Genomic DNA, 24,725 nt, shown 5'->3' on the forward strand with positions numbered 1-24,725 from the left:
CGTATGCCTCCGCGGACGATCGACCTCGACAGCTACGTGACGGGTGTGCTGGACGGCTCGCGCGCCTGGATCGCGCGCGCCGTCACCCTCGTCGAGTCCTCCCGGCCCGACCACCGCGCGCTCGCGCAGCAGTTGCTCCAGCGGCTGCTGCCGCACGCGGGCGGGGCGGTCCGGGTGGGCATCACCGGGGTGCCCGGTGTCGGCAAGTCGACCTTCATCGACTCCTTCGGCACCATGCTGACCGGGCAGGGCCGCCGGGTCGCGGTCCTCGCCGTCGACCCGACCTCCAGCCGGACGGGCGGCTCCATCCTGGGCGACAAGACCCGGATGGAGCGGCTCGCCGTCGACCCCGCCGCCTTCGTCCGGCCGTCGCCGACCTCGGGGACGCTGGGCGGCGTCGCCAAGGCCACCCGGGAGTCCATGGTGGTGATGGAGGCGGCCGGGTACGACGTGGTGCTGATCGAGACGGTGGGCGTCGGGCAGTCCGAGACGGCGGTGGCCGGGATGGTGGACACCTTCCTGCTGCTCAGCCTCGCCCGGACCGGCGACCAGCTGCAGGGCATCAAGAAGGGCGTGCTGGAGCTCGCGGACGTCATCGCCGTCAACAAGGCGGACGGCCCGCACGAGACCGACGCCAAGGCGGCGGCCCGCGAACTCGCGGGCGCGCTGCGGCTGTTGCAGGCACCGGACGCGGCGTGGACGCCGCCCGTGCTGACCTGCAGCGGCCGCGACGGCGCCGGCCTGGACGCGCTGTGGGAGCGGCTCCAGCAGCACCGCAAGGTGCTGGACGCGACGGGCGCGCTGGCCGCCAAGCGCCGCGACCAGCAGGTCGAGTGGACCTGGTCCATGGTCCACGACCAGCTCTACGCCCGCCTCCACGAGAACCCCGAAGTGCGGCGCCTGACCCCCGAACTGGAGGCCCAGGTCCGCGCCGGCGCCCTCCCGGCCGGCCTGGCCGCCCAGCAGATCCTGGACGCCTTCTTCACCTGACCCTGCGCGCACTAGTCGAGCGCCGTGCCCCCACCCCTGCGTGAGGCACGGCGCTTCGCGGGTTTCGAGGTACTCGAACCACACCACCTGCCCACCTCCATCAAGCACCACCACCACCAATCCGCGAGCGCCTCCACAAGCACCAGGCCGCGCCCGCTGGTCGCCTCCTCGTCGCAGTCCTTGACCTGCGGTTCCAGACTCCATCTGGTCACAGTCAACAATTCAGCGCCATGCCGGTTCGTTCGGGTACGCATCCATCGCCCGAACGGCTGACAACAACTCAACGCGGGTACACAGGAGCGGAGAACCGGAGATGCTGGTACAGCCATTGAACCGGTTGAACAGAGGACGGGACCGCGATGACCAGTCGACCTCGCACACCGAACACCGACCTCGCCTCACTCATGAAGCAGGCGCAGTGGGGCAATGACCAACTCGCCCGGGCCGTGAACCGGGTCGGCTGCGAGGCCGGACTCCGGCTGACCTACGACAAGTCCGCCATCTCCTACTGGCTCTCCGACACGATCCCCCGGGCCGAGGTGCAGAAAGTCGTCCGGGAGACGCTCTCCCGTCGGCTCGGGCGACTAGGGCGTTTCTTTTGGCTCAGCGGGCGGACCAGATGAAGATTCCAGCAATGTGGAGTCCGGCTTGGAAGACGGTCGCGGTCTTCTCATAGCGGGTGGCCAGGCCACGCCAGTTCTTCAGGCGGTTGATGCACCGCTCGACGGTGTTGCGCTGCTTGTAGGCCTCGCGGTCGAAGGCCGGTGGCCGGCCGCCGGCTCGGCCTTTGCGCTTGCGGTTGGCGATCTGGTCGGCCGGCTGCGGGATCACCGTTCGGATCCCGCGCCTGAAGGATCCGACGAACATGCTGCGGTCCGCCGGATGACCCGCCACACAGGCACCGTGCGATACCGGTAGACCTCGACCTGTCCGTGGTCGGCCACCTCCCGCAGCCGAGCCTCCGCCAGACGGATGCCTCCCGCCAGTGAAGCGGTGGATTCTCCGATCTCGGCCGCCCGGCGTTCGACGGCCGGTGATTCCGGATCAAGGAGCAGCACCCGCAGACGGGGGCTGGGCCGCCCTCGCGGCGCAGGTGCTGACGCAGCAGGGAATCGCGCAGGGCGAGGAGACCGAGGCCGCGTACGGCCAGGATGCCCAGTTCGGCTGCCGACCTCGCCGCGGACTGGATCTCGGCGGCCGCCGAGGCCTGGTCGCTGTACACGCGGACGATTTCCGGAAACGCCGCAAGGTCGATGGCTGGTCCGGACGTACGTCGGCCGTCTGACTGTGGCGCCAGTCCGAGCAACCGCCGCGCATCGTCAGGAAGGTTCAGCTCGTCGGCGATTCGCTCGAACACGCTCAGCTTCGTCACCAGCCGGCGGCCGTTGAGGATCTCGTTCACCCGGCCTTGCGTCATCCCCACCTGCACGGCCAACCGTGCCTGACTCGCGCCACTGTGGTGCTGCACATAGCGGAACAGAGCGGCGACATCGCGGTCCCGCAGCGCGCACCGTACCTGCTCGTTCTGCCAGGCGAGATCGGCCAACCTAGCCGGTTCGAGTGCACTGCCCATGAGACTGACCTCTCGTCAATCGATCTATTCCACGGTGAGATTACTGTCTGGATATCGCCGAACGCGCTCAGTGAGGCGATGGTGGGTGTGCAACGCGCGGTAACACGAACAAGCGGGAGAATCCCATGGGACGGGGCACGGGCAAGGGCGGCAGCTCCGGCGGCGGCAGCGGTTCCAACGACGGCGGACAGGGCAAGCACGCCGGCAACAAGGACTTCAGCAAGAGCCCGCAGAACCAGGATCACCAGTCGGGAAAGCGCGACAACAAGCACGGCAAGGACAACGACAAGAAGTGACCACCAGCCAGAAGAGCCTGCAACAGGCCGGAACCACCGGCCTGTTGCAGGCTGTTTCCCGCCATCTCGGCCACGATGTCGCTCCGGAGTGGCGCAGGGCAGCCCACGCGACCCCGCGCCACCGTTTCCTCCCCGCCCGCGTTTGGCTGGGTCCCGACGGCGACGCTCTCGCACCGTGCGATCGTGGGAGCGATCCCGACCGGTGGTGGGACGCCGCCTATGCGGACGAGCCCGTGGTGACACAGATCAACGACGGGCAGCATGTGAAGGACCCGTCCGATACCCTTCCGTCCTCCTCGGCCTCGGCCCTGTCGATCGTCTTTCGAATACTCGAACTCCTGGGCCTCGAACCGGCGATGACAATCCTCGAGATCGGCACGGGCACCGGGTTCAACGCGGCGCTCCTGTCCCACCGGCTGGACGACGAAACGTGACCACGATCGAGATCGACCCTGACCTCGCCGACCTCGCTCGTTCCAACCTCAAGGCCACCGGCTACGCCCCCACCGTGGTCCGCGGCGACGGAGGCCTCGGTCGGAGCGCCCAAGCGCCGTACGACCGTCTGGTGGCCACGTGCTTGGTGCGGCAGGTTCGGTACGCCTGGATCCGCCAGGGGCGGCCTGGCGGAGTCATCCTCACCCCGTGGTGCGACGACTGGAGCCACGGTGGCCTGCTCCGCCTCACCGTCGGCGACGACGGGACCGCCGTCGGCCGGTACACCCCCGACAGTGCATTCATGCTGATGCCCACCCAGCGCCTAGACCTCCGGCTCTTCCGGGACGTCGTCATGGACGAGCACGTACCGGCCGAGTCCACGACCGCCCTCGACCCGTGGTCCGTCGCGGATTCCGCCTTCGAGACCCAGTTCGCCCTCGGCCACCGCTTGGGCGACCTCTGGTACGCCTGGCACCACGACCCCGAGGTCGAGGGCGTGACGACCCGCCTCTGGGTGGCCACGACCGACGGCGGCTCCTGGGCGGCCGTGGACTGGGACGGAACCGAGAACACGACGCATTTCACCGTGTGGCAGCACGGTCCACGCCAGGTGTGGACCGAGGTCGAGGCCGCTCACCGGTGGTGGCTGGACAACGACCGTCCCGGGCCGGACCGGCTCGGCCTGACCGTCACGCCCGAGGGACACACCGGCTGGCTCGACCACCCGGCGAACGGATGGCCCTTGCGGTAGGGCTGCCGCCGACCGGTCGCCGAGTCCTCGCACTCCCCGACCTGTGGCTCCACCCCGCGGTCAGCAACCTGCACCCGCGGACGTTCCTGAGCACGGGGGTGCCCCGGCGCCTCCTCGGCGCCGGGGCACCCCGTCCTTCTCAGTCGACGACCATCCGCTGCTCGGAGGCGGCGGAGGGCGGCTCGCTCCAGCCCGTGCCGCAACGCACGGTGAGGACTCCGCAGACCACGAACCCGTCGTGCGCGCCGTCGCCCTGGACGACCCGAAGTTTCCGGAACCTTCCGGCGTGACGCTCCGGGATCGGGAGCAGGGCGTCGATCTCCCGGGTGTCCTCCACCTCCGTGACGGTGAGCGAGGTGTAGCTGGACACCGTCTTCATCGCCAGCACGTCGCCGAAGACCAGGTCCACATAGTCCGTGTGGTCCTCACCGGGCTTCCCCCGCAGGACCAGGGTCCGGTGGGACTTGGTGTACGACCACAGTTGGAACCAATGGTCGAAGTGCAGGGGCAGGGACGCCCGGCTGCCGGTCATTTCGTGTCCTCTCTCAGTCGAACGGACCCTTGCCCTGCTCCGCCCCGCCCTTGAACCACTTGACCCGGGCCCGCGCGGACGGCGGGGCGTCCCTGATCATCGCAAGTTCCCACGCGGTCAGGTCGGATGCGTACGGATTGTTCGGGTCCGCCGTCTTCGCCCACTCCTTGGGGTCCGTGATGTCGTCCAGGTTGAAGTAGATCTCGGTCGTACTGTCCGGCGACAGGGCGGCTCGGACCACCTTCTCGAAGTCCTTGCCCTCGGCGCTCCACTGCTCCCAGTACGAGGCGTCGTTGTGGTCGGCGAACGTTTCGAGAGCGTACCTGTCTCCGTTGGCCTCCGTGAGCCCCAGGGCGATGCGGCCGCACTCGCCGTTGTGAACCAGAACCGGTGTGGTCCCCGCCAGCACGTAGTACGTGTGGACGTCCCGGACGGTCAGGTTGTAGGCGGCCTGGAGGCCGGCCCACTGCCGCACCGCCGCGACCGTCACCGTTGCCGCGTCGGCGGTCCGCAGCTGGTCGCCGACGACGACGTCCGCCACATCGACCCAGGCCTGGCGGTTCTCCGACCAGAAGGGGTGATGGGCGGTCGCCGTGACGCTGCCGGAGCCTCCCGTCCCGTCGGTCACCGTGAGGTCGACGAAGTCACGGTCGGCCGGGCTCTGGATGGTGCCGTCGACCGGTTGGGCGGCGGTGGTGCCGGTGCCCGGATCGGTGGCGAGGACCCGGTCGCCGTACCGCACCTGCTCGATCGGCCGGTTGCCGCCGTCGGCCATCAGCACCTTGGTGCCGGCCGGGAAGCTGTTGGGGGTCAAGCAGATCCCCACCTTGGAGAACGCGTCCTCCAGGAAGGGGGTTATCTTGTTTCCGACGAAGGGGAGCCGACGGGTGACGTCGAGGAGCTTGGACGCAGGTTCGGCCAGCACACCCCTCGGATCCCTGGTGCAATCCGGGATCCGGTCGATGGCATCGCCGTGCACGATCCCGCTCACGCAGCCGCCCGCCTGCCTCGCCAGGGTGGGGACGGTGTCGAAGAAGACGGTCCCCAACAGCGACTTGGCCGAGCTGTAGAGATCGAGGAGTCGGTTGTACGCGCGCAACGCGGCGTCGGTGGCCGGCCCGACGAAGGTGTCGATCGCCCAGTCGACCGGCCACAGGAACGGCGCCGGAAGCCACGGGATGTTGGGGTGGAGGAAGTCGTACGGGCCACCGCCGACCGGGGTGTGTCCGCCGCCGCCCCCGCCCTTGCGGTCCTCGTCCTCGATCTTCTTGCGCTGCTCCTCGATCTGCAGCTGCTTGACCGCCTCCCGCTGGGCCGCGACGGCCGCGTCCTCCAGCTTCAGCTCCAGCGCCCGGGCCTCGGCCTTGCGTTCCTCGATGTCCTTGATCACCGCGGTGTCGAAGGCGGACGCGGCCGCAGCGGCGGCGGTCCGGGCGTCCTTGCCGGCCGCCACGGCGGAGGCGCGCGCCGCGTCGGCGGCGCGGTAGGCGGAGTTCGCGGAACCGCGGGCCTCGCGCTCGGAGTACCGGGCGCGCTGCTCGGAGTAGCGTGCGCTCGCGTAGGCCGCGGTGGCGGTGGACTTCGCCGCATTGGCGTTCTGCGAGGCGACGGCCGCGCGCGCGGCGCTGCCTTCGGCCTGCTTGGCGCGCTCCTGGGCCTGGGCGGCGTAGCCGGCCGCCTTGGTGGCGGCCGCCTGGGCCTGGCCCGCGGCCGCCTCGGCCTCGGTCTGGGCGTTGCTGGCGACGGCGGCGGCCTGGGCGGCCTCGGCCGCAGCCTGCTGGGCATAGGCCACGTTGGCCGCGCCCTCGGCGATCAGGCGCTCGATGTCCGCCTGGTGGGCGCCGGTCAGCTCGTCCTTGCGCTGGGCCATGTACTGCCCGCTCTCGACGAAGGCCCGCAGCATCTCCGGCGTTCCTTCGAGGGCGACGCGGGCGGCAGCGTCCAGTTCGGGGCCGGCGCCGTTGCGCAGTTGGGCCGCGCGGACCTTGTCGTCGGCCAGCTGGGCGTTGTAGCGGCCGGAGCCGAGGTACCCGCGCAGCGCGTCGACGGTGCCCGCGCTCAGGGCCGCCTGGGCGGCCGCCGTGACTCCGGGGCCAGCGCCGTTGGAGCTCTGGGCGACGGAGACCTGGTAGTCCTTGGCCGCGGCGTCGTACTGACCGGAGGTCAGGAAGGCGCCGACGGCCTGGGCGTCACCGCTGAGGGCCTTGGCAGCAGCCGCTCGGACACCGGCCATCTCGGACTCGGTGGCGAGCCGGGCCACCCGTGCCCGCTCGTCCGCCTGGACGGCCTTGGTGCGCCCGGTGCGGATGTAGTCCAGCACCGCGGCGTCGGTGCCCGAGAGCGCGATCCGGGCCGCGGCCTGGTCGTAGGGGCCGGAGATCTGCACCGACAGCAGGGCCAGCTTGCGGCCGTCGGTGACCAGCTGCGCGGTGTCGGCGTCCGGCTTGAGGACGGCCTGGGCCAGCCGGTCGGCCTCGTCCTGGTAGCGGCGGGCCTTCTGGACGGCCTCGCCGGTCTGTTGGGCGGAGTCGTCGTAGGCCGCGCGGGCGTCGGCCGCCTTGTCGACGGCGTCCGCGGTGCGGGCGGTGAGGTCCTCGGCCTCCGTGCGCTGGGCCAGGTCGCGCACCTGGTTGGCCTTCTCGACCGCGGCCTGCGCCTCGTTGGCCAGGATCTGCGCCTGCTCGGCGTGGGCCTTGGAGTTCGCGGCTGCAGTGGCGGCTTCACCGGCGTGCTGGGCGGCCTCCTCGGCGGCCGCGGCGGCGGCCTGGGCGTGGGCCCCGGCACTGGCGGCCAGGGTCCTGGCCTCGGCGGCGAACACCCCCGCGGCCTCCAGCAGGCCGGCGGCGGCCTGGGCCGCGCGGCTCGCCTCCTGCGCGTGGCGCTGGGTGGAGGCCGCGGCCTGCCGGACCCGGGCGGACTGGGCCCCCGCCTGGTCGGCGAAACCGCCGGCCTTGACGGCGGAGTTCGCCGCCTCGTTGGCGTCGGCACCGGCGGCGAGCGCCGAGGCCGTCGCGACCTTGCTCGAATCGGCGGCGACCAGCGCGTCGTCCAGCGAACGGGCGGCGGTCAGGGCGTTCTCCCCGGCCTGCTTCGCCAGGATCGCGTCCCGGGAGGCCTCGCCCGCCTTGGCGCGGTCGTAGGCGGCGGCCGCCGCCGAGCTGCGCGCCTTGGTGGCGGCCTGGGCCGCCGCGGCGGCGGCGAACGCGGCCTGGGCGGCGGCCGCGGAGGCGGTCCGGGCGGAGCTGGTGGCGGACCGGGCGGCCGTCGCGGCGGTCTGGGCGGCGGTGGCGGCCTGGTTGGCCGCCTCGGCGGCCTTGTCGGCGGCGGCGCCGGCCTTGGCGGTGTCCGCACCGGCGAGTTCGGTCTCCTGGGCGGCCCGAGCCGCGGCCTCCTTGGCCTGCTTGGCCGCACCCACTGCCTGGGCGGAGGCGGTCTTGGCGGACTCGCTCTCGCGCGACGCGGCCGCGGTGGCCTCCTTGGACTGCTGCACCAGCTGCTCGACCGTGGTGCGCTCGGCGTCGCGGGCGCGCGCCACGTGCTGGCCCACCCGCAGGAACTCGCGGACGTCGTCGATGGAGCCGTTGAGCGCCAGCCTGGCCGCGGCCTGGGTGTTGGGCCCGCCGGCGCTGAGGATCTGGACCAACTGGACCCGGTCGTCGGCCTCCCGCGCGGTGAACTGGCCCTCGGTCAGGAACACCCGCAGGTCCTCGGCCGAGCCCTGCAGGGCTGCGTCCGCAGCCGTGCGCACGCTCTGGCCGGCGCCGTTCTTCAGCTGCGCCGCCTGGACCTGCTGGTCCTTCAGCAGGGCGGCCCGGTAGCCGCCGTTCAGGAAGTTCTGCAGGTCCTGGGCCGTACCCTGGAGCGCCTTCAGCCCTTCGGCCTGGACGCCCGGGCCGGCCAGGGTGTTGATCTGGGCGATCGCGACCTGGTCGTCCTTGATCTGCGCGTTGGCCTGTTCGGCGTCCAGGAAGCGGCGCACGTCGGCGTCGCTCCCCAGCAGCGCGGCCTCGGCCAGGGCCCGTATGCCCGGCCCGCCCGACTGCCAGAACGCCAGCACCCGCGCCCGGTCGGTCACCGGCACGGCGGGCGCGGTGGGATCGGCCGTCCCGGCCGCGAAGGCCGGAGCGCTGCCCAGCAGGCCGGCGACCAGCGCCAGGGGTAGCAGGCGGGCCGTCAAACGGCGCGCCGGCGCTCCCCGCGCCCTCCTCCCCCGCCCCTTCAGGAACACCGACATGTCCACTCATGGCCCCCTTTTCATTGTTCCTTCGTCCACGCCTCTTCCGGGCGCGCGACGAGCGTACCGGGGGCGCTTCGACGGAATTCGGGGAAATCCGCCGCAATGCCCCGACCGCTGGCTCGAATTGGCGCCGCGTTTTCCCCGTTCGATTCACTTGCGGCCCGATTTGCCCCGCACCGGATCCCCGGACGGATGGCCGGAAGTCCGTGACAAGGCGTCATGGTCCCTGCCGAAGACAGCGATTTCCGGCCAGCCGCGGAGCCAGGAAAGCCGTTTACACACCCCGCGCGATCTTCTAGTCTTTGGCATCTCCAGACCTGATCGCACCCTTCCGTCCCAGCGGCTCCGGAACAGTTCGGACCAACCCGGACATGCCCCATCACCAAAGCCCGCAATCGACGACGGAACCCCAATTGAGGAAATTCACGATGAAGACTCGTACCCGGTGGGGCACCGCCGCCGCAGCAGTCGTCGCCGTCGCCGCCGCCACCGTCGGCGGCTCTGCGCTCGCCTCCGCCAACGCCTCGTCGGGCGGCGCCGAAACGGCCCCGCCGGCCGTCGAGGACTTCAGCTACCCCGGGCCCTCGCCGTACCCCGAGCTCAAGCTGCTGCGCGGGGACGGGCACATCATCGTCGCCGACTGCCACACCACCACGCAGATCAAGCTGTACAGCCGGGTCATCGGCGGGGCCGGCCCCAGCGTGTGCTTCCGCGTCACCGCCCCCAGCGGGTACCTCTCGCTGGAACTCCCGCAGACCTTCATCGTCCAGACCACCGACTACCCGGTGCATGCCCGTCTGACCACCAGCGACGGCGCCAGCACCAGCGTCGACGTGCCGTCGAACTCCTCGACGAACGTCGGCGAGGGTCTCGGCCAGAAGCCGACCGCCGTCGTCGAGCTCCGGGTCGGCTGACCCGGGAGACGCACCGCACGCCCGGCCGGCCGCCCCCGAAGGGGTGGCCGGCCGCTGCCGCGTCCGTGCCGGGGCCCGCCGGACGGTGCCGCGCTCAGCAAGGCGGCACGGCCGACTCAGCGGCGGCCGACGGCCTGGCGGGTGCGGCGGGCGAGGCGGTGGGCGCGTTGGACGGCGACGAAGGCGGGCATGGAACCGGCCTGGGTGAGGCGGTACTTGAGGCGGAGTTGGGGGCTGAGGCCGGCCTGGGCCTCGGGGCCGATGGCGCGCAGGAGGCGGGTGACGTGCTGCTGGTAGGCGGCGCGGTAGGCGCGGTCGCCGTCGGGGACGGTCCAGAAGAACATCGGGATCTCCTCGACCAGGCAGTTGCGGTCGTAGGCGCGCAGGTGGTCGGCGAAGACGGGTTCGGGGCGGGCGAGGAGCCACTCGCGGACGAGTTCCATCGAGCGGACGCGGTCGACGACCCCGCGCGGGTCGGTCTTCTTCTGGGTGATGGAGAGGTCGCCGTCCTCGCGCACGCGCCAGTGGTAGACCGGGTCGGCGAGCACGTCGACGCGTTCGGCGAGGAAGTGGTGGGGCACGCTGACCGGGGCGTCCTCGTACAGGATGCCCTCGGGGTACAGGATGCCCGCGCCGTCGAAGAAGGAGCGCCGGTAGACCTTGTTCCAGGCGGTGCGGTCGGTGACGAGCGCCGGCAGTTCGCTGACGTGGGTGCGCAGCCGGGTCTCGCGGAACGGGCGGCGGTGGCCGTGCGAGGGGGTGAGGCCGGTGGTGCGCAGCCGCAGGGCGTTGCCGGCGGCGAAGTCGGAGCCGGTCCCGTCCAGGGTGTCGATCATCAGCTGGTAGGCGTCCGGCGGCAGGGTGTCGTCGCTGTCGACGAAGGCCAGGTACTCGGTGCCGGGGGTGAGGTGGCGCCAGCCGGTGTTCCGGGCGGCGCCGAGGCCCTGGTTGTCCTGGCGGACCAGCCGGAAGCGCCGGTCCTTTTCGGCGTACGCCTCGGCGATGCGCGGGCCGCCGTCGGTCGAGCCGTCGTCGACCAGGACGCACTCGAAGTCCCCGAAGGTCTGCGCCGCGATCGAGTCCAGGCACTCCCGGAGGTAGCGCTCGACGTTGTAGACCGGGACGACCAGGGAGAGACGCGGGGCCAGCGGGGCCATCGGGCGCCCTTTCGCTCAGGAGCGGACGGGCCGGGAGGCCGTTGCCGGCCGGTCACCGGCGGTGGTCCCAGCGAGCGTAGGGAGCACACGCGACCGGCAGGCGAACGGCGGGTGGCGTCCGGCCTGCGGCGGGGTGCATCGGCTGTGTCCGGGGTCAACTCCGGTACCGGGAAACCCCCGTGGGAGGGGAACAAGGGAAAGGGCCCGGACCGCCCGACCGGCCCGGGACCTTCCGTCACCCGATGCTGATCAGGCGCTCTTGACGGCCGCGAAGCGGTCCGAGACGTCCTGCCAGTTGACGACGTCCCACAGGCGGGTGACGTAGTCCGGGCGGACGTTGCGGTACTGGAGGTAGTAGGCGTGCTCCCAGGCGTCGAAGGCCAGCAGCGGAGTGGTGTTCTGGCCGACGTTGCCGTGGTGGTCGTAGACCTGCTCGACGATCAGGCGCTGACCCAGCGGCTCCCAGGACAGGATGCCCCAGCCGGAGCCCTGCACGCCGGTGGTGGCGGTGGTGAGCTGCTTCTTGAAGGCCTCGAAGCTGCCGAAGTGCTCGGTGATGGCGTCGGCCAGCTCACCCTCGGGGCGGTCGCCGCCCTCGGGCGAGAGGTTCTGCCAGAACAGCGAGTGCAGCACGTGGCCCGACAGGTGGAAGGCGAAGGTCTTCTGCAGGCCGACCAGGCCGCCGAACTGCTCCTTGTCGCGGGCCTCGGCCAGCTGGTCCAGGGTGTCGTTGGCGCCCTTGACGTACGCGGCGTGGTGCTTGGAGTGGTGCAGCTCCAGGATCTCGGCCGACATCGCCCGCTCCAGCGCGGAGTAGTCGTACGGCAGGTCGGGAAGCGTGTAGGTGCCCATCAGGACACGGCCCCTTTCGGCGGGTTGAACGGTGGTGATCGTGCCGGGACAACACTATTGCGTATCAGTTGCAAGAACGAAGCATGGGCTCCTGCTTATTCCTCACACCCCGTCGGGCACAATGGCCACCGTTCCGCGTAATGACCGACAAGGGTGAGTGACTGTGACAGGGTCGCCGGTGGTGCTGGGCATCGAGTCCTCCTGCGACGAGACGGGAGCGGGCCTGGTCCGTGACGGCGTGCTGCTCGGGCAGGCGGTGGCCTCGTCGATGGACGAGCACGCCCGCTACGGCGGGGTGGTGCCCGAGATCGCCGCCCGGGCGCACGTCCACGCGATGGCGCCGGTGGTCCGGGAGGCGCTGGACCGCGCCGGACTCACCCTCGCGGACGTCGGCGCGGTCGCGGTGACCACCGGTCCAGGGTTGGCCGGGGCACTGCAGGTGGGCGTGGCCGCCGCCAAGGGGTACGCCTTCTCGCTCGGCGTCCCGCTGTACGGCGTGCACCACCTCGCCGGGCACGTCGCCGCCGCCACCCTGGACGGCGGCCCGCTGCCCGACCCGTGCGTGGTGCTCATCGTCTCCGGTGGCCACACCTCGCTGCTGCTGGTGCGCGACCTGGCCCGGGACCGGATCGTCCACCTCGGCGACACCCTGGACGACGCGGCCGGCGAGTGCTTCGACAAGGTCGCCCGGGTCCTGGGGCTCCCCTACCCGGGCGGTCCGGCGATCGACCGCGCGGCGCGCGAGGGCGACCCGACGGCCGTCCGGCTGCCGCGGCCGCTGACCGGGCCGCGTGACGACCCGTATGCGTTCTCCTTCTCCGGCCTGAAGACCGCCGCCGCCCGCTGCGTCGAGGCCGGACCCGAGCCCCGGGTGGCGGACGTGGCGGCCGCGCTGCAGGAGGCGATCGCGGACGTGCTGACCCGCAAGGCGGTGCGGGCCTGCCTGGACCACGGGATCGGCACCCTGGTGGTGGTCGGCGGCGTCGCGGCCAACTCCCGGGTGCGGGCGCTGGCCGAGCGGCGGTGCGCGGCGGCCGGGATCGCGCTGCGGGTGCCGCCGCTGCGGCTGTGCACGGACAACGGCGCGATGGTGGCGGCGGTCGGCGACCTGCTGGTCCGCTCGGGCGCGGAGCCGGCCCCCGCCGACGTGTCGGTGGATCCGTCGGCTCCGCTGGAGTTCGCGGCCCTCGCCCCGCGGGCGACCTGAGAGGAACCCGCCCGGGACGGCCACCGGCCCGGCCCCAGCCCGGACCTGACAACGTTTCGGTCTCGCAGCCCGGCAATCCGTTCCCGGGGCTTCCCTCCGCGTTCTCCGGTGTGCCATTTTACATGTCACACGGCAAGGCCCGTGCGCCCCACCCAGCACGGCCACCCCCACCCCGACGGCCCCGGAGGCCCCCACAGATGCGTCCCTCCTCGATGGCGAAGGACGGCGCGCGCAGACTCCCTGCGCTCGGCACCGCCCTCCTCCTCTCGCTCGGCCTGTTCGCACCGGCGGCGCACGCCGCCACCACCGCCGCCGCCGCCCCGGCCGGGCAGCCGCCCGCCCCGGCCGCCTCGGCGGGCAAGGCCGCGCCGCGCGCGATACCCGTCCCGAAGTCCCCCGACACCCCCAAGGACGCCCGCCCGCTCGCCTCGGACCCGCAGGCCAGGGCGACCGCCCCGACGGCGGGCAGCTCCGTCGGCGCCGCCCCGGCGGCCCGGGCGCTCACCGCCGCCTGCGACGTCTCCGCCTTCACCGGCAAGTCCGGTGCCGCGCTGGTCCAGCAGGTCGAGGCGGCCGGGCTCGACTGCGTCAACTCCCTGTTCACGCTCACCGGAAACGACGCCAAGGGCGCCTTCAACGAGGCCCAGATGGTCACCGTCGCCAACGCCCTGCGCGACACCGCCGCCACCTACCCCGGCGACAACTCCACCTCAGCCGGGCAGCTGGTGCTCTTCCTGCGGGCCGGCTACTACGTGCAGTGGAACAACGCCGACGCCGTGGGCCCGTACGGGGCCGGCCTCAAGACCGCCATCCGCGGCGCGCTGGACGCCTTCTACGCCGCCCCGCACAGCAAGGACGTCACCGACGCCAACGGGGCGACCCTCGCCGAGGCCGTCACCCTGATCGACAGCGCCCGGGAGAACGCCCGCTACACCGGCGTCGTCAAGCGGCTGCTGAACGACTACACCGGCAGCTGGCCCACCGCGATGACCAGCGCCGTCGCCAACACCGAGACGGTCATCGAGCGCGGCTTCGAACTGCCGGAGTTCGTCTCCGCCCTCCAGGCCGACCCCGCCTTCGCCACCACCGTGTCCTCCTTCGTCACCCGCAACAGCGCCGTGATCAACGGCGGTGACGTGGTCACCAGGGTCGGCATCCAGCTGGGCAACCTGGTCGCCCACGACGCGCTGCGCGCCCAGGGCCGGCCGGTCCTCAAGGACCTGATCAACCGCTACCCGCTGGTCGGCGCCACCGGTCCGCTCACCATGAACCTGCTCTGGTTCACGGAGAACAAGGACAGCGGCAACTGCTCCTACTACGGCACCTGCGACGTGCCGGCCAAGCTCGTCCCGCTGGTGCTCACCGTCGACCACACCTGCAACGCCAACCTGCGCGTCCGCGCCCAGGACATGACCGCGCAGCAGCTCGCCGACACCTGCGCCAGCCTGGTCAACCAGGACGCGTTCTTCCACAAGGTCGTCAAGGACAACGGCGCCGTCCCCGGCGACAACAACACCAGCCTCGAGGTCGTCGTCTTCGACGACTACTACAACTACAGCCTGTACGCCTGGGAGATGTACAAGATCGCGGTCGACAACGGCGGCATGTACGAGGAGGGCGACCCGGCCAAGGCCGGCAACCAGGCCCGCTTCATCGCCCACGAGGCCTCCTGGCTGCGCCCGTCGTTCCAGATCTGGAACCTCAACCACGAGTACACCCACTACCTCGACGGCCGCTACGACATGTACGGCGACTTCGAGGCCGGCATGACCACCCCGACCATCTGGTGGGTCGAGGGCCTCGCCGAGTACGTCTCCTACAGCTACCGCGGCGCGCACTACGACGACGCGGTCGCCCAGGCGGCCAAGGGCACCTACGCCCTGAGCACCCTGTTCGACACCACGTACGACAACGCGGACTCCACCCGCATCTACAACTGGGGCTACCTGTCCGTCCGTTACATGCTCCAGTCGCACCCGCAGGACGTCGCCGCGCTGCTCGCCAAGTACCGCGCCGGCGACTGGAACGGCGCCCGCACCCTGCTGAAGACCACCATCGGCACCCGGTACGACGCCGACTTCGCCGCCTGGCTCAAGCAGTGCGGCGCCGACGCCTGCGGCTCGCTGCCCACCGACCAGGCCCCTCTGTGCACCGCCGCCGACGTCCGGCAGTACGACAAGAACTGCCGCCGGGACGACGTGGCCGCCACCACCGGGAACTACGCCTACAGCTTCCTGTACCTGCCGGCCGGCGTGCGGCAGCTGACCGTCACCACCAGCGGCGGCACCGGCAACGCCGACCTGTACTACAACGGCGGGGCCTGGGCCACCACCGGCTCGTACCTGGCCAAGTCCACCAACAGCGGCAACGGGGAGACCCTCACCATCACCAACCCGCCGTCCGGCTGGGTGTACTTCAGCCTCTTCGGGCAGCAGGGCTTCGGCGGCGTCACCGTCACCACGACCTACAACTGACCGTTCGCACCGTTCACGACGTATCGCACAGCAGGGCCCCGCGGCTTCGCGGGGCCCTTCCGCGTTCCCGTTCCGGGCCCCCACCGCACTTTCCCGGAGGTTATAACGATTCGACCACCGAATAGCCCGTCAACAAGGCGCAGAGATCGCATACTTCTCTGCGGAAGGGGTGTCCGGACGGCGAACTTTCGGTTAGGGTCCATGAACAGATCAACCGTTCGGCGGCCGGCAACGGAATGCCGAATATCTCTGACGGCACGGGCGCGGCATTTCCGCCGGGCCCGCGATCCCAGAAATGGAGAGTAGTCATGAAGATGATCAAGGCGCTCGTGAAGAAGTTCAAGAAGGACGAGGACCTCGCGAACCACGCGTGGGTGCTGCACGTCATCTGACGTGGTCAGCCGTCGGCGGGGGCCCGGGTCGGCCGATCCCCCGCCGGCGCCGCGGCGCGTCCGGAATTCCCCCGGAGGCCGCCCCGAAAGCATTTCCCAGGCATTTCGAAATGGAGGCCGGAGTCCCGTGGAAGAAATGACGACGGCGACCGCACCCAGCCATTCCATCGTGTTCGCCCCGAGGATTCAGGACCTGCTGGCCAGGACCGGCAAGGTGTTCCGGATCGACCCGGCCAAGGTCGGCGTCGCGGACTCCCGGCTGATGGCCGAAATCGTCGCGGCCCGCCCCGTGCTTTCCACCGAGCGGTCGGTCTACAAACCCGCCGCCGGCGCCGACATCCCCCACGACAGCGCGACCCGGACGATCCGGGCGCTGGGGCAGGACGCCATTGCGGGCATCCGGACGCCCCCGCCGCCGGCCCGCGCGATGGCCGGCCCCTGGCCGTACGCGGGCACCTCCTATCTGCGCCGCTGGCTGTTCTCCGCCGACCCGCTGCCGGTCTCCCTGCTGTCGAAGCGCGGCGTCACCCGCTCCGACGCCCTCTCCCGGCTGGTCGACCGCGCCGTCACGCTCTGGCCCGGCTCCGCCGGCCAGGACGGGCGCACCGCGCTGGCCGGGCTGATCCGCGACGCCGACGACCCGCTGGAGCGCAAGCAGGCCGTCGCGATGTACCGGCGGGCGACGGCCACCCTCTGCGACGGCGTCGCCGCGCTGACCGGAAACGCCCTGTGGCTGATGGGCCCCGACCGGGACCGGCCGCAGGCCCGCGCCGGGCTCACCGCGGTCCTCTGGGAGACCCTGCGGCTCCTCCCGCCGGCCTGGATGCTGTACCGCGACGGCGGCGCGGCGTACGCCGGACTCCACCCGGAGATCCGGCCGGAGGACGACGTCGCGCTCTTCCCGCTGCTGATGCACCGCCACCGCGACTACTGGGCGGACCCGCTGGAGTTCCGCCCCGAGCGGTGGGACGGCGTCGCCGACCCGGAGAGGACGCCCGGGTTCATGCCGTTCGGCTTCGACGGCGCCCGCTGCTGGGCCAAGCACCTGGTCGTACCGCTGGCCGAACGGCTGCTGACCGTCGCCCTGGACAACCGCCTCGTCGTCCACACCCCCCAGCCGCAGGCCCAGGTGCCGCTGCGCTCCCTGCTCTCCGTACGGTTCGAGGCGCGGGTCGGCACCTGACGCCCCGGCACCCCGGTGCACCCCCGGCGCCAGGCGCACCCCCGGCGCCCCGGAAGACCCTGACCACCACGGGACACACCATGGAATCGCCCACACTGGCCGACTGGGTCGGCGACGTCCGCGGCTTCACCGGCCGCCAGTGGCAGCGCGAGCCCGCGCTCTTCCCCCGGGAGGACCCCGGGGCCTGCGCCCCGCCGTTCGACCTCGACGAGCTGGACGCCGCCTTCGACGGCGGGCTGCTGCGCACCCCCTACCTGGAGCTGGTCCGCTCCGACAAGGTCACCATCCCGCCCGAGGCCTTCACCACCCCGCGCGTGGTCAACGGCGTCACCCACCACGGCTTCGCCGACCGCGCGAAGGTGCTCGCGCTGCTGCGCGGCGGGGCGACCCTGCTGCTGCGCCGCGTCGACCAGTGGCACCGCCCGACCGGCGACCTGGTGGCCCGGCTGTCCGAGGAACTCGACCGGCCGGTGGAGGCCTTCTTCTTCGTCACCCCGGCCGGCGGCCAGGGCCTCGCGGTGCACCGCGACGACGCCGACGTGTTCGTCCTCCAGGCCGCCGGGCGCAAGACCTGGTACGTCCACGACGCACCGGCGACGGCGGACTGGCGGCTCGGCGAACTCCCGGACGGCGAACGCTCCCCGCTGCGCCTGCACGGCGTCCTCGAACCCGGCGGCGTGCTCTACGTCCCGCGCGGCTTCGCGCACCGCGCGGTCGGCGCCGGAGGCCTGTCCGCCCACCTGTCGCTGACCGTCCGCGACCTCTCCGTCCAGGACCTGCGCACCGCCCTGGCGGGACAGTTGGCCGAAGGCCTCGGCCTGCCCGACCGCCCGCTCGGCGAGGCCGCGATCACCGAGGCCTGCGCCGCCCTGCTCGACCACGCCCGGGCGCGCCTCGACGCCCTCCGACCGGAGGACCTGCTGCGCGCCGCCCGGGCCCGCCCGCCGGCCCCCCGGGCCACCACGGAGACCCTCGCCGAGGCGGCCCGGACCTGGGAGCCCGGTGCGCCCGCCGCCGGACGCACCGGGCCGTCCTCCGTCAGCCGGACCTGGCGCAAGCTGCGCGGCGCGGCCCGCGCCAGGGGCTGACGGCCGGACCGGTCAGCCGTTCTCCCCGGCCCGCTGGGCGGGGATCGAACGGTCCCGCTGGAGGTCCAGCAGTTCGCGGAACAGGCCGTCCGGGCGGGCGGCCAGCTCGGCCCAGGTGCCGGACTGGACGATCCGGCCCTGGTCCATCACCAGCACCCGGTCCGCGACCGCCGCGTTGGCGATGTTGTGGGTGACCAGCAGGATGATCCGCCCGGGGGCGAGGTCGCGCAGCGCGTGCAGGATGCGGTGCTCGGCACGCGGGTCCAGGTCGGAGGTCGGCTCGTCCAGGATCAGCAGGCCGGGGCTGCGCTCCGTACGGTAGAGCGCCCGGGCGACCGCCGCGCGCTGCCACCCGCCGCCGGACAACTCGGCGCCGCCCCACCACCCCTGGGCCAGCAGGGTGCGCCAGCCGGAGCGCAGCCGGGCGACCACCTCGTCGAAGCCGGTACGGGCCGCGGCCTGCTCGACGTCCGCCATCGGCCGCTCGGTGAGGTGCCCCAGGTGGACGTTCTCGGCGGCGCCCAGCGGCCAGCGGGCGAACTCCTGCGGCACCCGGGCCACCCGGGCCCACATGGCGTCCGCGTCCAGCTCCTCCACCGGGACGCCGTCCCAGGTGATCCGGCCGGACTGCGGCAGGTAGAGGCCGGAGAGCAGCTTCAGCAGCGTCGACTTGCCGCTGCCGTTCTGCCCGATGACGGCGACCACCTCGCCGGCCCGCAGGGTCATGCTGACCCCGCGCAGCGCCGGCTCCTGCTGCTCGCCCGGGTAGCGGTGGACCAGGTCGGTGACCTCGACCGACGCCGGCGCCGCGGGCACCAGTGCACCGCGTCGGATGCGGTGGCCGCCGGCCTCGTCCAGGAAGGTGAAGTAGTCGTCCAGGTAGAGGCCCATCCGGTAGAGCCGGGCGCCGTTGCCGACCAGGCCGTGCAGACCGGTGGCGGCAGTGCGCAGCGCGAAGGTGGCGGTGCCGGCGGCGGCCAGGTCGATCCGGCCGCTCGCGACCAGGTAGAGCAGGGTGCCCCAGATCAGCGCGCTGCCCGCGCCGGTGCCGAGCGCGGCCAGCAGCGAGACCCTGGCGGCCTGCCTGGTCGCCCGGTCGGTGGCGGCGACGATCTTCTCCTCGGCGCGCCGGTACTTGGCCATCAGGAACGGCGTGACCTGGTCCGAACGGACCTGGTCGGCCCGGGTCTTGTCGACCAGGAACCAGCGGTAGACGCGCAGCGCCCCGCGGTCCTCGTTGGTGGTCACCGCCGCCAGGTAGTGGATCCGGGCGGTGCGGACGGCGCCGACGCCGGTGGGCACCGAGCCGAGCAGCAGCAGCGGCACCAGCCAGGGGTGCAGGGTGGCCAGGACGCCGGCGGCGGCGGCCAGCGAGACGGTGGAGGCGATCACGTCCTGGGCGTTGGAGAGCAGGTCGGGCGTGGTGGAGGCGCCCCGGTCGGCGGCCTCCCACTGCTCGTTGTACGCGGGCTCGTCGTAGGCCTCCAGCTCGGCGGCGCACCCGGCCGCGATCAGCGCCAGCTCCGCCTCCCGGGTGATCCGCGGCGAGACCCGACCGGACAGGCCGACCACGGCGATGCCCAGGACGGCGCGCAGCGCGGCCGAGACGGTGAGCAGCAGCAGCGAGGGCGCGGCGGTGCGCAGGTGCTCGGTGACCGGGCCGGGCACCAGCAGCGCGCCGAGGGTGCCGGTGGTGGCGTACAGCGCGAGCGCCCCGAACACGCCCGCCAGCGCCTGGCAGACCAGCAGCAGCACGGTGGACGTCCGGTCCGCCGCCCAGGCCAGCGTCAGCGCCCGCCGCACCAGGTTCGGCAGGCGGCGCAGCATGGCGCTCGCCGACATCGCGGCGCCGGCCCGGGCGCGGCGGTCGCCGGGGAAGCACAGGCGCAGCTCCTCGTCGTGCTCGGGCTCGTCGCGCTCGGGCCCGTCCGTCCGGTCCGGGGTTCGGTGGGGATTCACGTCCTGCTGGGACACGGTGTTCCTCCCTGGTACGGCGGCCGGGGCCGCGGTGGATCCGCACCCGGGCAGCCCTCGGCGCCGGGTGGGTGCGCCGGGGCGGCAGCGGTGCCGGCGGGCACGCCGCGAGGGGCGGTCCGCCGGTGCGGACCCCGATCCTGGCAGCGGCCCGCGGGGCCGACCGGCGTGTCCCGGGCGGTCTCACTCGATCCGGGCAAATCCGTGTCGGCGACGGCGAGTTGGTGGCAGTCGATCACCGGGGAGGTCCGTGATGTTCGATTCGCCCCGCGGGCGCCGGGGTGGCAGCGGGCCGTACCGGGGGTCACGATGGAAGCCCGGCCACCGCCGGTCCCGGCCCGATCGGAGCGCCATGAGCGACCAGCACAACGTCGTCCTGCTGACCTTCCCCGACGCCGGTGCCTGGCGCCCGGCGTTCGACGAGGCGCAGCACCTGCCGGGCCTGCGGATGGTGGCGGCGATGGAGCGCAGCGCCGACGGACTGCTGGAGGTCAGGGACACCTACACCCGGGGCGCGGGCATGGCCACCGTCGGTTCGGGGGTGCTGGGCGGCCTGATCGGGCTGCTCGGCGGGCCGGTCGGCGTGCTGCTGGGCTTCGCGGCGGGCGCGGCGCTCGGCAACGCGGCCGAGGAGCACCAGGCGGCCGAGGGCGGCGCCGGGCTGATCGTGCTCTCGCCCCGGGTGCCGGACAGCGGCGCGCTGCTCGTTCTGGAGGTCAGGGAGTCCGCGCCGGGACCGGCCGACGAGCTGGCCGCCCGGCACGGGGCCGCGGTCGAGCGGATCGACGCCCACGACTTCGCCGAGCGGATCCGGGCGGCCGAGCAGCGGGCGGAGGAGGAGACGGCGGCCGGGCAGGCGGCCGGCAGTGAGGGCCCGGGCCGGAAGGGTGAGGGATAGCGACGGCGGGAGCCCGGGGTCGACGTCCCCGGGCTCCCGCCGTCGGCTGCCGCTGCTACGGCCGATCAGCCGCCGGTCGGACGAGGTCGAAGCGGTCCGCGTTCATGACCTTGACCCAGGCCGCGACGAAGTCCTCGACGAACTTCTCCTTGGCGTCGTCGCTCGCGTACACCTCGGCGACGGCCCGCAGCTCGGCGTTCGAGCCGAAGACCAGGTCGGCGCGGGTGCCCGTCCAGATGACCCGGCCCGACTCGTCCCGGCCCTCGAAGGTGTGGGCGTCCTCCGAGGTGGCCGTCCAACTGGTGCCGAGGTCCAGCAGGTTGACGAAGTAGTCGTTCGTCAGCACGCCGGGGGTCCTGGTGAACACGCCGTGCGCGGACCCGCCGTGGTTGGCCCCCAGCACCCGCAGGCCGCCGACCAGCACGGTCAGCTCGGGCGCGCTGACGCCCAGCAGGTTGGCCTTGTCGAGCAGCAGGTACTCGGCCGGCAGCCGGTTGCCCTTGCCGACCCAGTTGCGGAAGCCGTCCGCCCGGGGCTCCAGGGCGGCGAAGGACTCGGTGTCGGTGAGCTCCTGCGGCGCGTCCACCCGGCCGGGGGTGAACGGCACCTCGACGGCGACGCCGGCCGCCTTGGCGGCCTGCTCGACGCCGACGCCGCCGGCCAGCACCACCAGGTCGGCGATCGAGACCTGCCTGTCGCCGGCCTGCGCGTTGAACTCCTGCTGCACGCCTTCCAGGGCGCGCAGCACCGGGGCCAGCCGGTCGGGCTCGTTGACCTCCCAGCCGATCTGCGGCTGGAGCCGGATCCGGCCGCCGTTGGCGCCGCCGCGCTTGTCGCTGGAGCGGAAGGAGGAGGCGGCCGCCCAGGCGGCGAAGACCAGGTCGGACACCGGGAGGCCGGTGGCGGTGATCCGCCGCTTGAGGTCGGCGACGTCGGCCGCGCCGATCCGCTGGTAGGTGACCTCCGGCAGCGGGTCCTGCCAGAGCAGCTGCTCGCTCGGGACCTCCGGGCCGAGGTAGCGGACCACCGGGCCCATGTCGCGGTGGGTCAGCTTGTACCAGGCACGGGCGAAGGCGTCGGCGAACTCCTCCGGGTTCTCCAGGAAGCGCCGGGAGATCGGCTCGTAGACCGGGTCGAAGCGCAGCGACAGGTCGGTGGTGAGCATGATCGGCACGTGCCGCCGGGCCGGGTCGTGGGCGTCCGGGACGGTGCCCTCGCCGGCGCCGTCCTTGGGCTTCCACTGGTGGGCGCCGGCCGGGCTCTTGGTGAGCTCCCACTCGTAGCCGAACAGCGTCTCGAAGAAGCTGTTGTCCCAGGTGATCGGGGTGGGCGTCCAGGTGCCCTCCAGACCGCTGGTGATGGCGTCGCGGCCGACGCCGGTGCCGTAGCCGCTCTTCCAGCCGAGGCCCTGCTGCTCGATCGGGGCGTCCTCGGGGGCCGGGCCGACGTTGTCCGCCGGGCCGGCGCCGTGGGTCTTGCCGAAGGTGTGGCCGCCGGCGATCAGCGCGACGGTCTCCTCGTCGTTCATCGCCATCCGGTGGAAGGTCTCGCGGATGTCGCGGGCGGCGGCGATCGGGTCCGGGTTGCCGTTGGGGCCCTCGGGGTTGACGTAGATCAGGCCCATCTGGACGGCGGCCAGCGGGTTCTCCAGCTCGCGGTCGCCGGTGTAGCGCTCGTCGCCGAGCCAGGTGGTCTCGGGGCCCCAGTAGACGTCCTCGTCCGGCTCCCACTCGTCGACCCGGCCGCCGCCGAAGCCGAAGGTCCGGAAGCCCATGCCCTCCAGGGCCACGTTGCCGGACAGGACGATCAGGTCGGCCCAGGACAGGGCGCGCCCGTACTTCTTCTTCACCGGCCACAGCAGGCGGCGGGCCTTGTCCAGGCTGGCGTTGTCGGGCCAGCTGTTCAGCGGGGCGAAGCGCTGCTGGCCGCCGCCGGCGCCGCCGCGGCCGTCGCTGATCCGGTAGGTGCCCGCGCTGTGCCAGGCCATCCGGATGATGAAGGGGCCGTAGTAGCCGAAGTCGGCCGGCCACCAGTCCTTCGAGGTCGAGAGGACCTCCTGGATGTCCCGCTTGACGGCCGGGAGGTCGAGCGTCCGGAAAGCCTCGGCGTAGTCGAAGTCCGCACCGAGCGGATTGGCCACGGCCGGGTTCTTCGCGAGGATCTTCAGATTGAGCCGTTCCGGCCACCACTGGCGGTTCCCGCCGCCCTGGGTGGGGTGCGGCGCGCGCCCGTGGACCACCGGGCAGCCCTCCGCCTTCGCCTCTACGCCGGTTGCATCGTGGATGTCAGACATGGGAATCCTTCCCTCACAAGGCGGATCACGGTGTCTTCTGCTACCTACGGCACCTACTGCTGCTGTCTCGTCCTGGCGCGCCACGTGCTGCTCCTGCTCGCCGCCGGGTACGGCGGTGACGGGAGTCACGTGTGCTGCTACCCAGGCTAGCGCCGGAGCCGATCCTACGATGGACGGAATCCAAGTCAAGAAAGACACCAAAGCCATATCCGATCGGGATTCGGAAGGGACCGGATCCGCATTGGTAAACTCCGGTCCTCCCCTTGACCTGAATAGGTGAACCGTTATGAGTGACCTGCTGGAGCGGCTGCGCGGGCGCGGCTGGCGTCTCACCTCGCAGCGGCGTGTCGTGGCCGAGGTCCTGGACGGCGAGCACGTGCACCTGACCGCCGACGAGGTGCACGCCCGGGCGGCGGAGCGCCTGCCGGAGATCTCCCGGGCGACGGTCTACAACACGCTCGGTGAGCTCGTCACCCTGGGTGAGATCATCGAGGTGTCCACCGACGGGCGCGCCAAGCGTTACGACCCCAACGCCCACCGCCCGCACCAGCACCTGATCTGCACCGGCTGCGGCGCCATCCGCGACGTCCACCCGCAGGGCAACCCGCTGGCCGACCTGCCGGCCGAGCAGCGCTTCGGATTCGCCGTGTCCCAGGCGGAGGTCACCTACCGGGGGCTGTGCCCGGCCTGCTCGGGCTGAGCGTTCCGGCACACGGCGGGGCCGCACCGTCGCCCGCGCCGGCGGCCGGTCGCGACGCGTCGCGGCTGCGCCCGTCGACCGCCGGCATCCCGTAGGGTCGGCCAGATGGCGAAGTACTTCGACGTGCACCCCGACTCCCCCCAGCCGCGCACCATCGGCACCGTGGTCGACAGCCTCCGCTCCGGGGCCCTCATCGCGTACCCGACCGACTCCTGCTTCGCGCTGGGCTGCCGGCTGGACAACCGCGACGGCCTCGAACGGATCCGGTCGATCCGGCGCCTCGACGACCGCCACCACTTCACGCTGATGTGCGTGGACTTCGCGCAGCTGGGCCAGTTCGTCCAACTCGACAACGCCGTCTTCCGCGCCGTCAAGGCCGCGACCCCGGGCAGCTACACCTTCATCCTCCCGGCCACCAAGGAGGTCCCGCGCCGCCTGATGCACCCGAAGAAGAAGACGGTGGGAGTCCGGATCCCCGACCACGCCGTCACCAGGGCGCTGCTCGCCGAACTCGGGGAGCCGCTGCTCTCCAGCACCCTGGTCCTGCCCGGCGACGACGAACCGATGACCCAGGGCTGGGAGATCAAGGAGCGCCTCGACCACGTACTGGACGCCGTGGTGGACTCGGGCGACTGCGGCACGGAACCGACCACCGTCGTCGACTTCTCCGGCGGCGCACCGGAGATCACCCGGCGGGGGGCCGGCGACCCGTCCCGCTTCGAGTGACGGGCCGGGCGCACCCGAGGGGCAGCCTCGGCTCCGCGGTGCCCGCCCGGGCA

General features: G+C 72.4%; 18 protein-coding genes and 1 pseudogene. 12 read left to right on the forward strand and 7 right to left on the reverse strand.

Annotated elements, in window-relative coordinates; all coding sequences use genetic code 11:
• The first annotated feature begins 3 nt into the window (after positions 1-3).
• A complete protein-coding gene (gene meaB, locus ACZ5GH_RS05235) occupies positions 4-990 on the forward strand; it encodes a methylmalonyl Co-A mutase-associated GTPase MeaB (RefSeq protein WP_464333570.1) in 987 nt (328 codons plus the stop codon).
• Positions 991-1,593: 603 nt separating this feature from the next.
• Here the strand turns inward: meaB and ACZ5GH_RS05240 are convergent.
• Positions 1,594-2,563, reverse strand: a pseudogene (locus ACZ5GH_RS05240) (helix-turn-helix domain-containing protein).
• 125 nt (positions 2,564-2,688) lie between these two features.
• On the opposite strand from ACZ5GH_RS05240, the gene ACZ5GH_RS05245 reads away from it, so the two are divergent.
• The 3 genes from ACZ5GH_RS05245 to ACZ5GH_RS05255 are packed head-to-tail and all read left to right on the forward strand — an operon-like array spanning position 2,689 to position 4,045.
• Positions 2,689-2,859, forward strand: a complete 171-nt coding sequence (locus tag ACZ5GH_RS05245; protein ID WP_464333571.1) for a hypothetical protein — start codon at positions 2,689-2,691, stop codon at positions 2,857-2,859.
• Positions 2,856-3,293: a hypothetical protein gene (locus ACZ5GH_RS05250; RefSeq protein WP_464333572.1), complete on the forward strand. Its 438-nt coding sequence runs from the start codon at positions 2,856-2,858 to the stop codon at positions 3,291-3,293. Before ACZ5GH_RS05245 ends, ACZ5GH_RS05250 begins: the two co-directional genes overlap by 4 nt.
• On the forward strand, positions 3,290-4,045 hold the full coding sequence (locus tag ACZ5GH_RS05255; RefSeq protein WP_464333573.1) for a methyltransferase domain-containing protein: 756 nt from the start codon (positions 3,290-3,292) through the stop codon (positions 4,043-4,045). The genes ACZ5GH_RS05250 and ACZ5GH_RS05255 overlap by 4 nt, the downstream gene beginning before the upstream one ends.
• A gap of 139 nt (positions 4,046-4,184) precedes the next feature.
• On the opposite strand, the gene ACZ5GH_RS05260 is transcribed toward ACZ5GH_RS05255, so the two are convergent.
• Positions 4,185-4,577 (reverse strand): hypothetical protein, encoded by a 393-nt coding sequence (locus ACZ5GH_RS05260; protein ID WP_464333574.1) that lies wholly within the window; start codon positions 4,575-4,577, stop codon positions 4,185-4,187.
• Between the two features lie 13 nt (positions 4,578-4,590).
• Complete coding sequence (locus tag ACZ5GH_RS05265) at positions 4,591-8,754, reverse strand: polymorphic toxin-type HINT domain-containing protein (protein ID WP_464333575.1); 4,164 nt, start codon at positions 8,752-8,754, stop codon at positions 4,591-4,593.
• Positions 8,755-9,242: 488 nt separating this feature from the next.
• Between ACZ5GH_RS05265 and ACZ5GH_RS05270 the strand changes: the two genes are divergently transcribed.
• Positions 9,243-9,728, forward strand: a complete 486-nt coding sequence (locus ACZ5GH_RS05270; protein WP_464333576.1) for a hypothetical protein — start codon at positions 9,243-9,245, stop codon at positions 9,726-9,728.
• 116 nt (positions 9,729-9,844) lie between these two features.
• On the opposite strand, the gene ACZ5GH_RS05275 is transcribed toward ACZ5GH_RS05270, so the two are convergent.
• Together ACZ5GH_RS05275 and ACZ5GH_RS05280 are read right to left on the reverse strand one after the other, a co-directional pair.
• Positions 9,845-10,885 (reverse strand): glycosyltransferase family 2 protein, encoded by a 1,041-nt coding sequence (locus ACZ5GH_RS05275; RefSeq protein WP_464333577.1) that lies wholly within the window; start codon positions 10,883-10,885, stop codon positions 9,845-9,847.
• Positions 10,886-11,134: 249 nt separating this feature from the next.
• Positions 11,135-11,737: a superoxide dismutase gene (locus ACZ5GH_RS05280; protein WP_387751659.1), complete on the reverse strand. Its 603-nt coding sequence runs from the start codon at positions 11,735-11,737 to the stop codon at positions 11,135-11,137.
• A gap of 163 nt (positions 11,738-11,900) precedes the next feature.
• Here ACZ5GH_RS05280 and tsaD point away from each other — a divergent pair, with 163 nt between their 5' ends.
• The 4 genes from tsaD to ACZ5GH_RS05300 all read left to right on the forward strand — a co-directional run bounded on the left by tsaD (position 11,901) and on the right by ACZ5GH_RS05300 (position 18,081).
• Positions 11,901-12,944, forward strand: coding sequence for a tRNA (adenosine(37)-N6)-threonylcarbamoyltransferase complex transferase subunit TsaD (gene tsaD, locus ACZ5GH_RS05285; RefSeq protein WP_464333578.1), 1,044 nt, complete (start codon positions 11,901-11,903; stop codon positions 12,942-12,944).
• 197 nt (positions 12,945-13,141) lie between these two features.
• A complete protein-coding gene (locus tag ACZ5GH_RS05290) occupies positions 13,142-15,418 on the forward strand; it encodes a M9 family metallopeptidase (RefSeq protein ID WP_464333579.1) in 2,277 nt (758 codons plus the stop codon).
• A 528-nt stretch (positions 15,419-15,946) separates the two neighbouring features.
• Complete coding sequence (locus tag ACZ5GH_RS05295; RefSeq protein WP_387751651.1) at positions 15,947-16,993, forward strand: cytochrome P450; 1,047 nt, start codon at positions 15,947-15,949, stop codon at positions 16,991-16,993.
• Between the two features lie 80 nt (positions 16,994-17,073).
• On the forward strand, positions 17,074-18,081 hold the full coding sequence (locus tag ACZ5GH_RS05300; RefSeq protein ID WP_464333580.1) for a JmjC domain-containing protein: 1,008 nt from the start codon (positions 17,074-17,076) through the stop codon (positions 18,079-18,081).
• Positions 18,082-18,093: 12 nt separating this feature from the next.
• Here the strand turns inward: ACZ5GH_RS05300 and ACZ5GH_RS05305 are convergent, their stop codons facing one another.
• Positions 18,094-20,055, reverse strand: coding sequence for an ATP-binding cassette domain-containing protein (locus tag ACZ5GH_RS05305; protein ID WP_464333581.1), 1,962 nt, complete (start codon positions 20,053-20,055; stop codon positions 18,094-18,096).
• 352 nt (positions 20,056-20,407) lie between these two features.
• Between ACZ5GH_RS05305 and ACZ5GH_RS05310 the strand changes: the two genes are divergently transcribed.
• Positions 20,408-20,953 carry a hypothetical protein gene (locus ACZ5GH_RS05310; protein WP_387751642.1) on the forward strand — a complete coding sequence of 182 codons (546 nt, stop codon included), beginning with the start codon at positions 20,408-20,410 and terminating at the stop codon, positions 20,951-20,953.
• A 55-nt stretch (positions 20,954-21,008) separates the two neighbouring features.
• Here the strand turns inward: ACZ5GH_RS05310 and katG are convergent, their stop codons facing one another.
• Positions 21,009-23,246 (reverse strand): catalase/peroxidase HPI, encoded by a 2,238-nt coding sequence (gene katG, locus ACZ5GH_RS05315; protein WP_464333582.1) that lies wholly within the window; start codon positions 23,244-23,246, stop codon positions 21,009-21,011.
• 286 nt (positions 23,247-23,532) lie between these two features.
• Here katG and ACZ5GH_RS05320 point away from each other — a divergent pair, with 286 nt between their 5' ends.
• Together ACZ5GH_RS05320 and ACZ5GH_RS05325 are read left to right on the forward strand one after the other, a co-directional pair.
• Complete coding sequence (locus ACZ5GH_RS05320; RefSeq protein WP_387751636.1) at positions 23,533-23,946, forward strand: Fur family transcriptional regulator; 414 nt, start codon at positions 23,533-23,535, stop codon at positions 23,944-23,946.
• A gap of 105 nt (positions 23,947-24,051) precedes the next feature.
• Positions 24,052-24,672 (forward strand): L-threonylcarbamoyladenylate synthase, encoded by a 621-nt coding sequence (locus ACZ5GH_RS05325; protein ID WP_387751633.1) that lies wholly within the window; start codon positions 24,052-24,054, stop codon positions 24,670-24,672.
• Positions 24,673-24,725: the final 53 nt, after the last annotated feature.

The sequence above is a fragment of the Kitasatospora sp. Xyl93 genome (assembly GCF_055383135.1).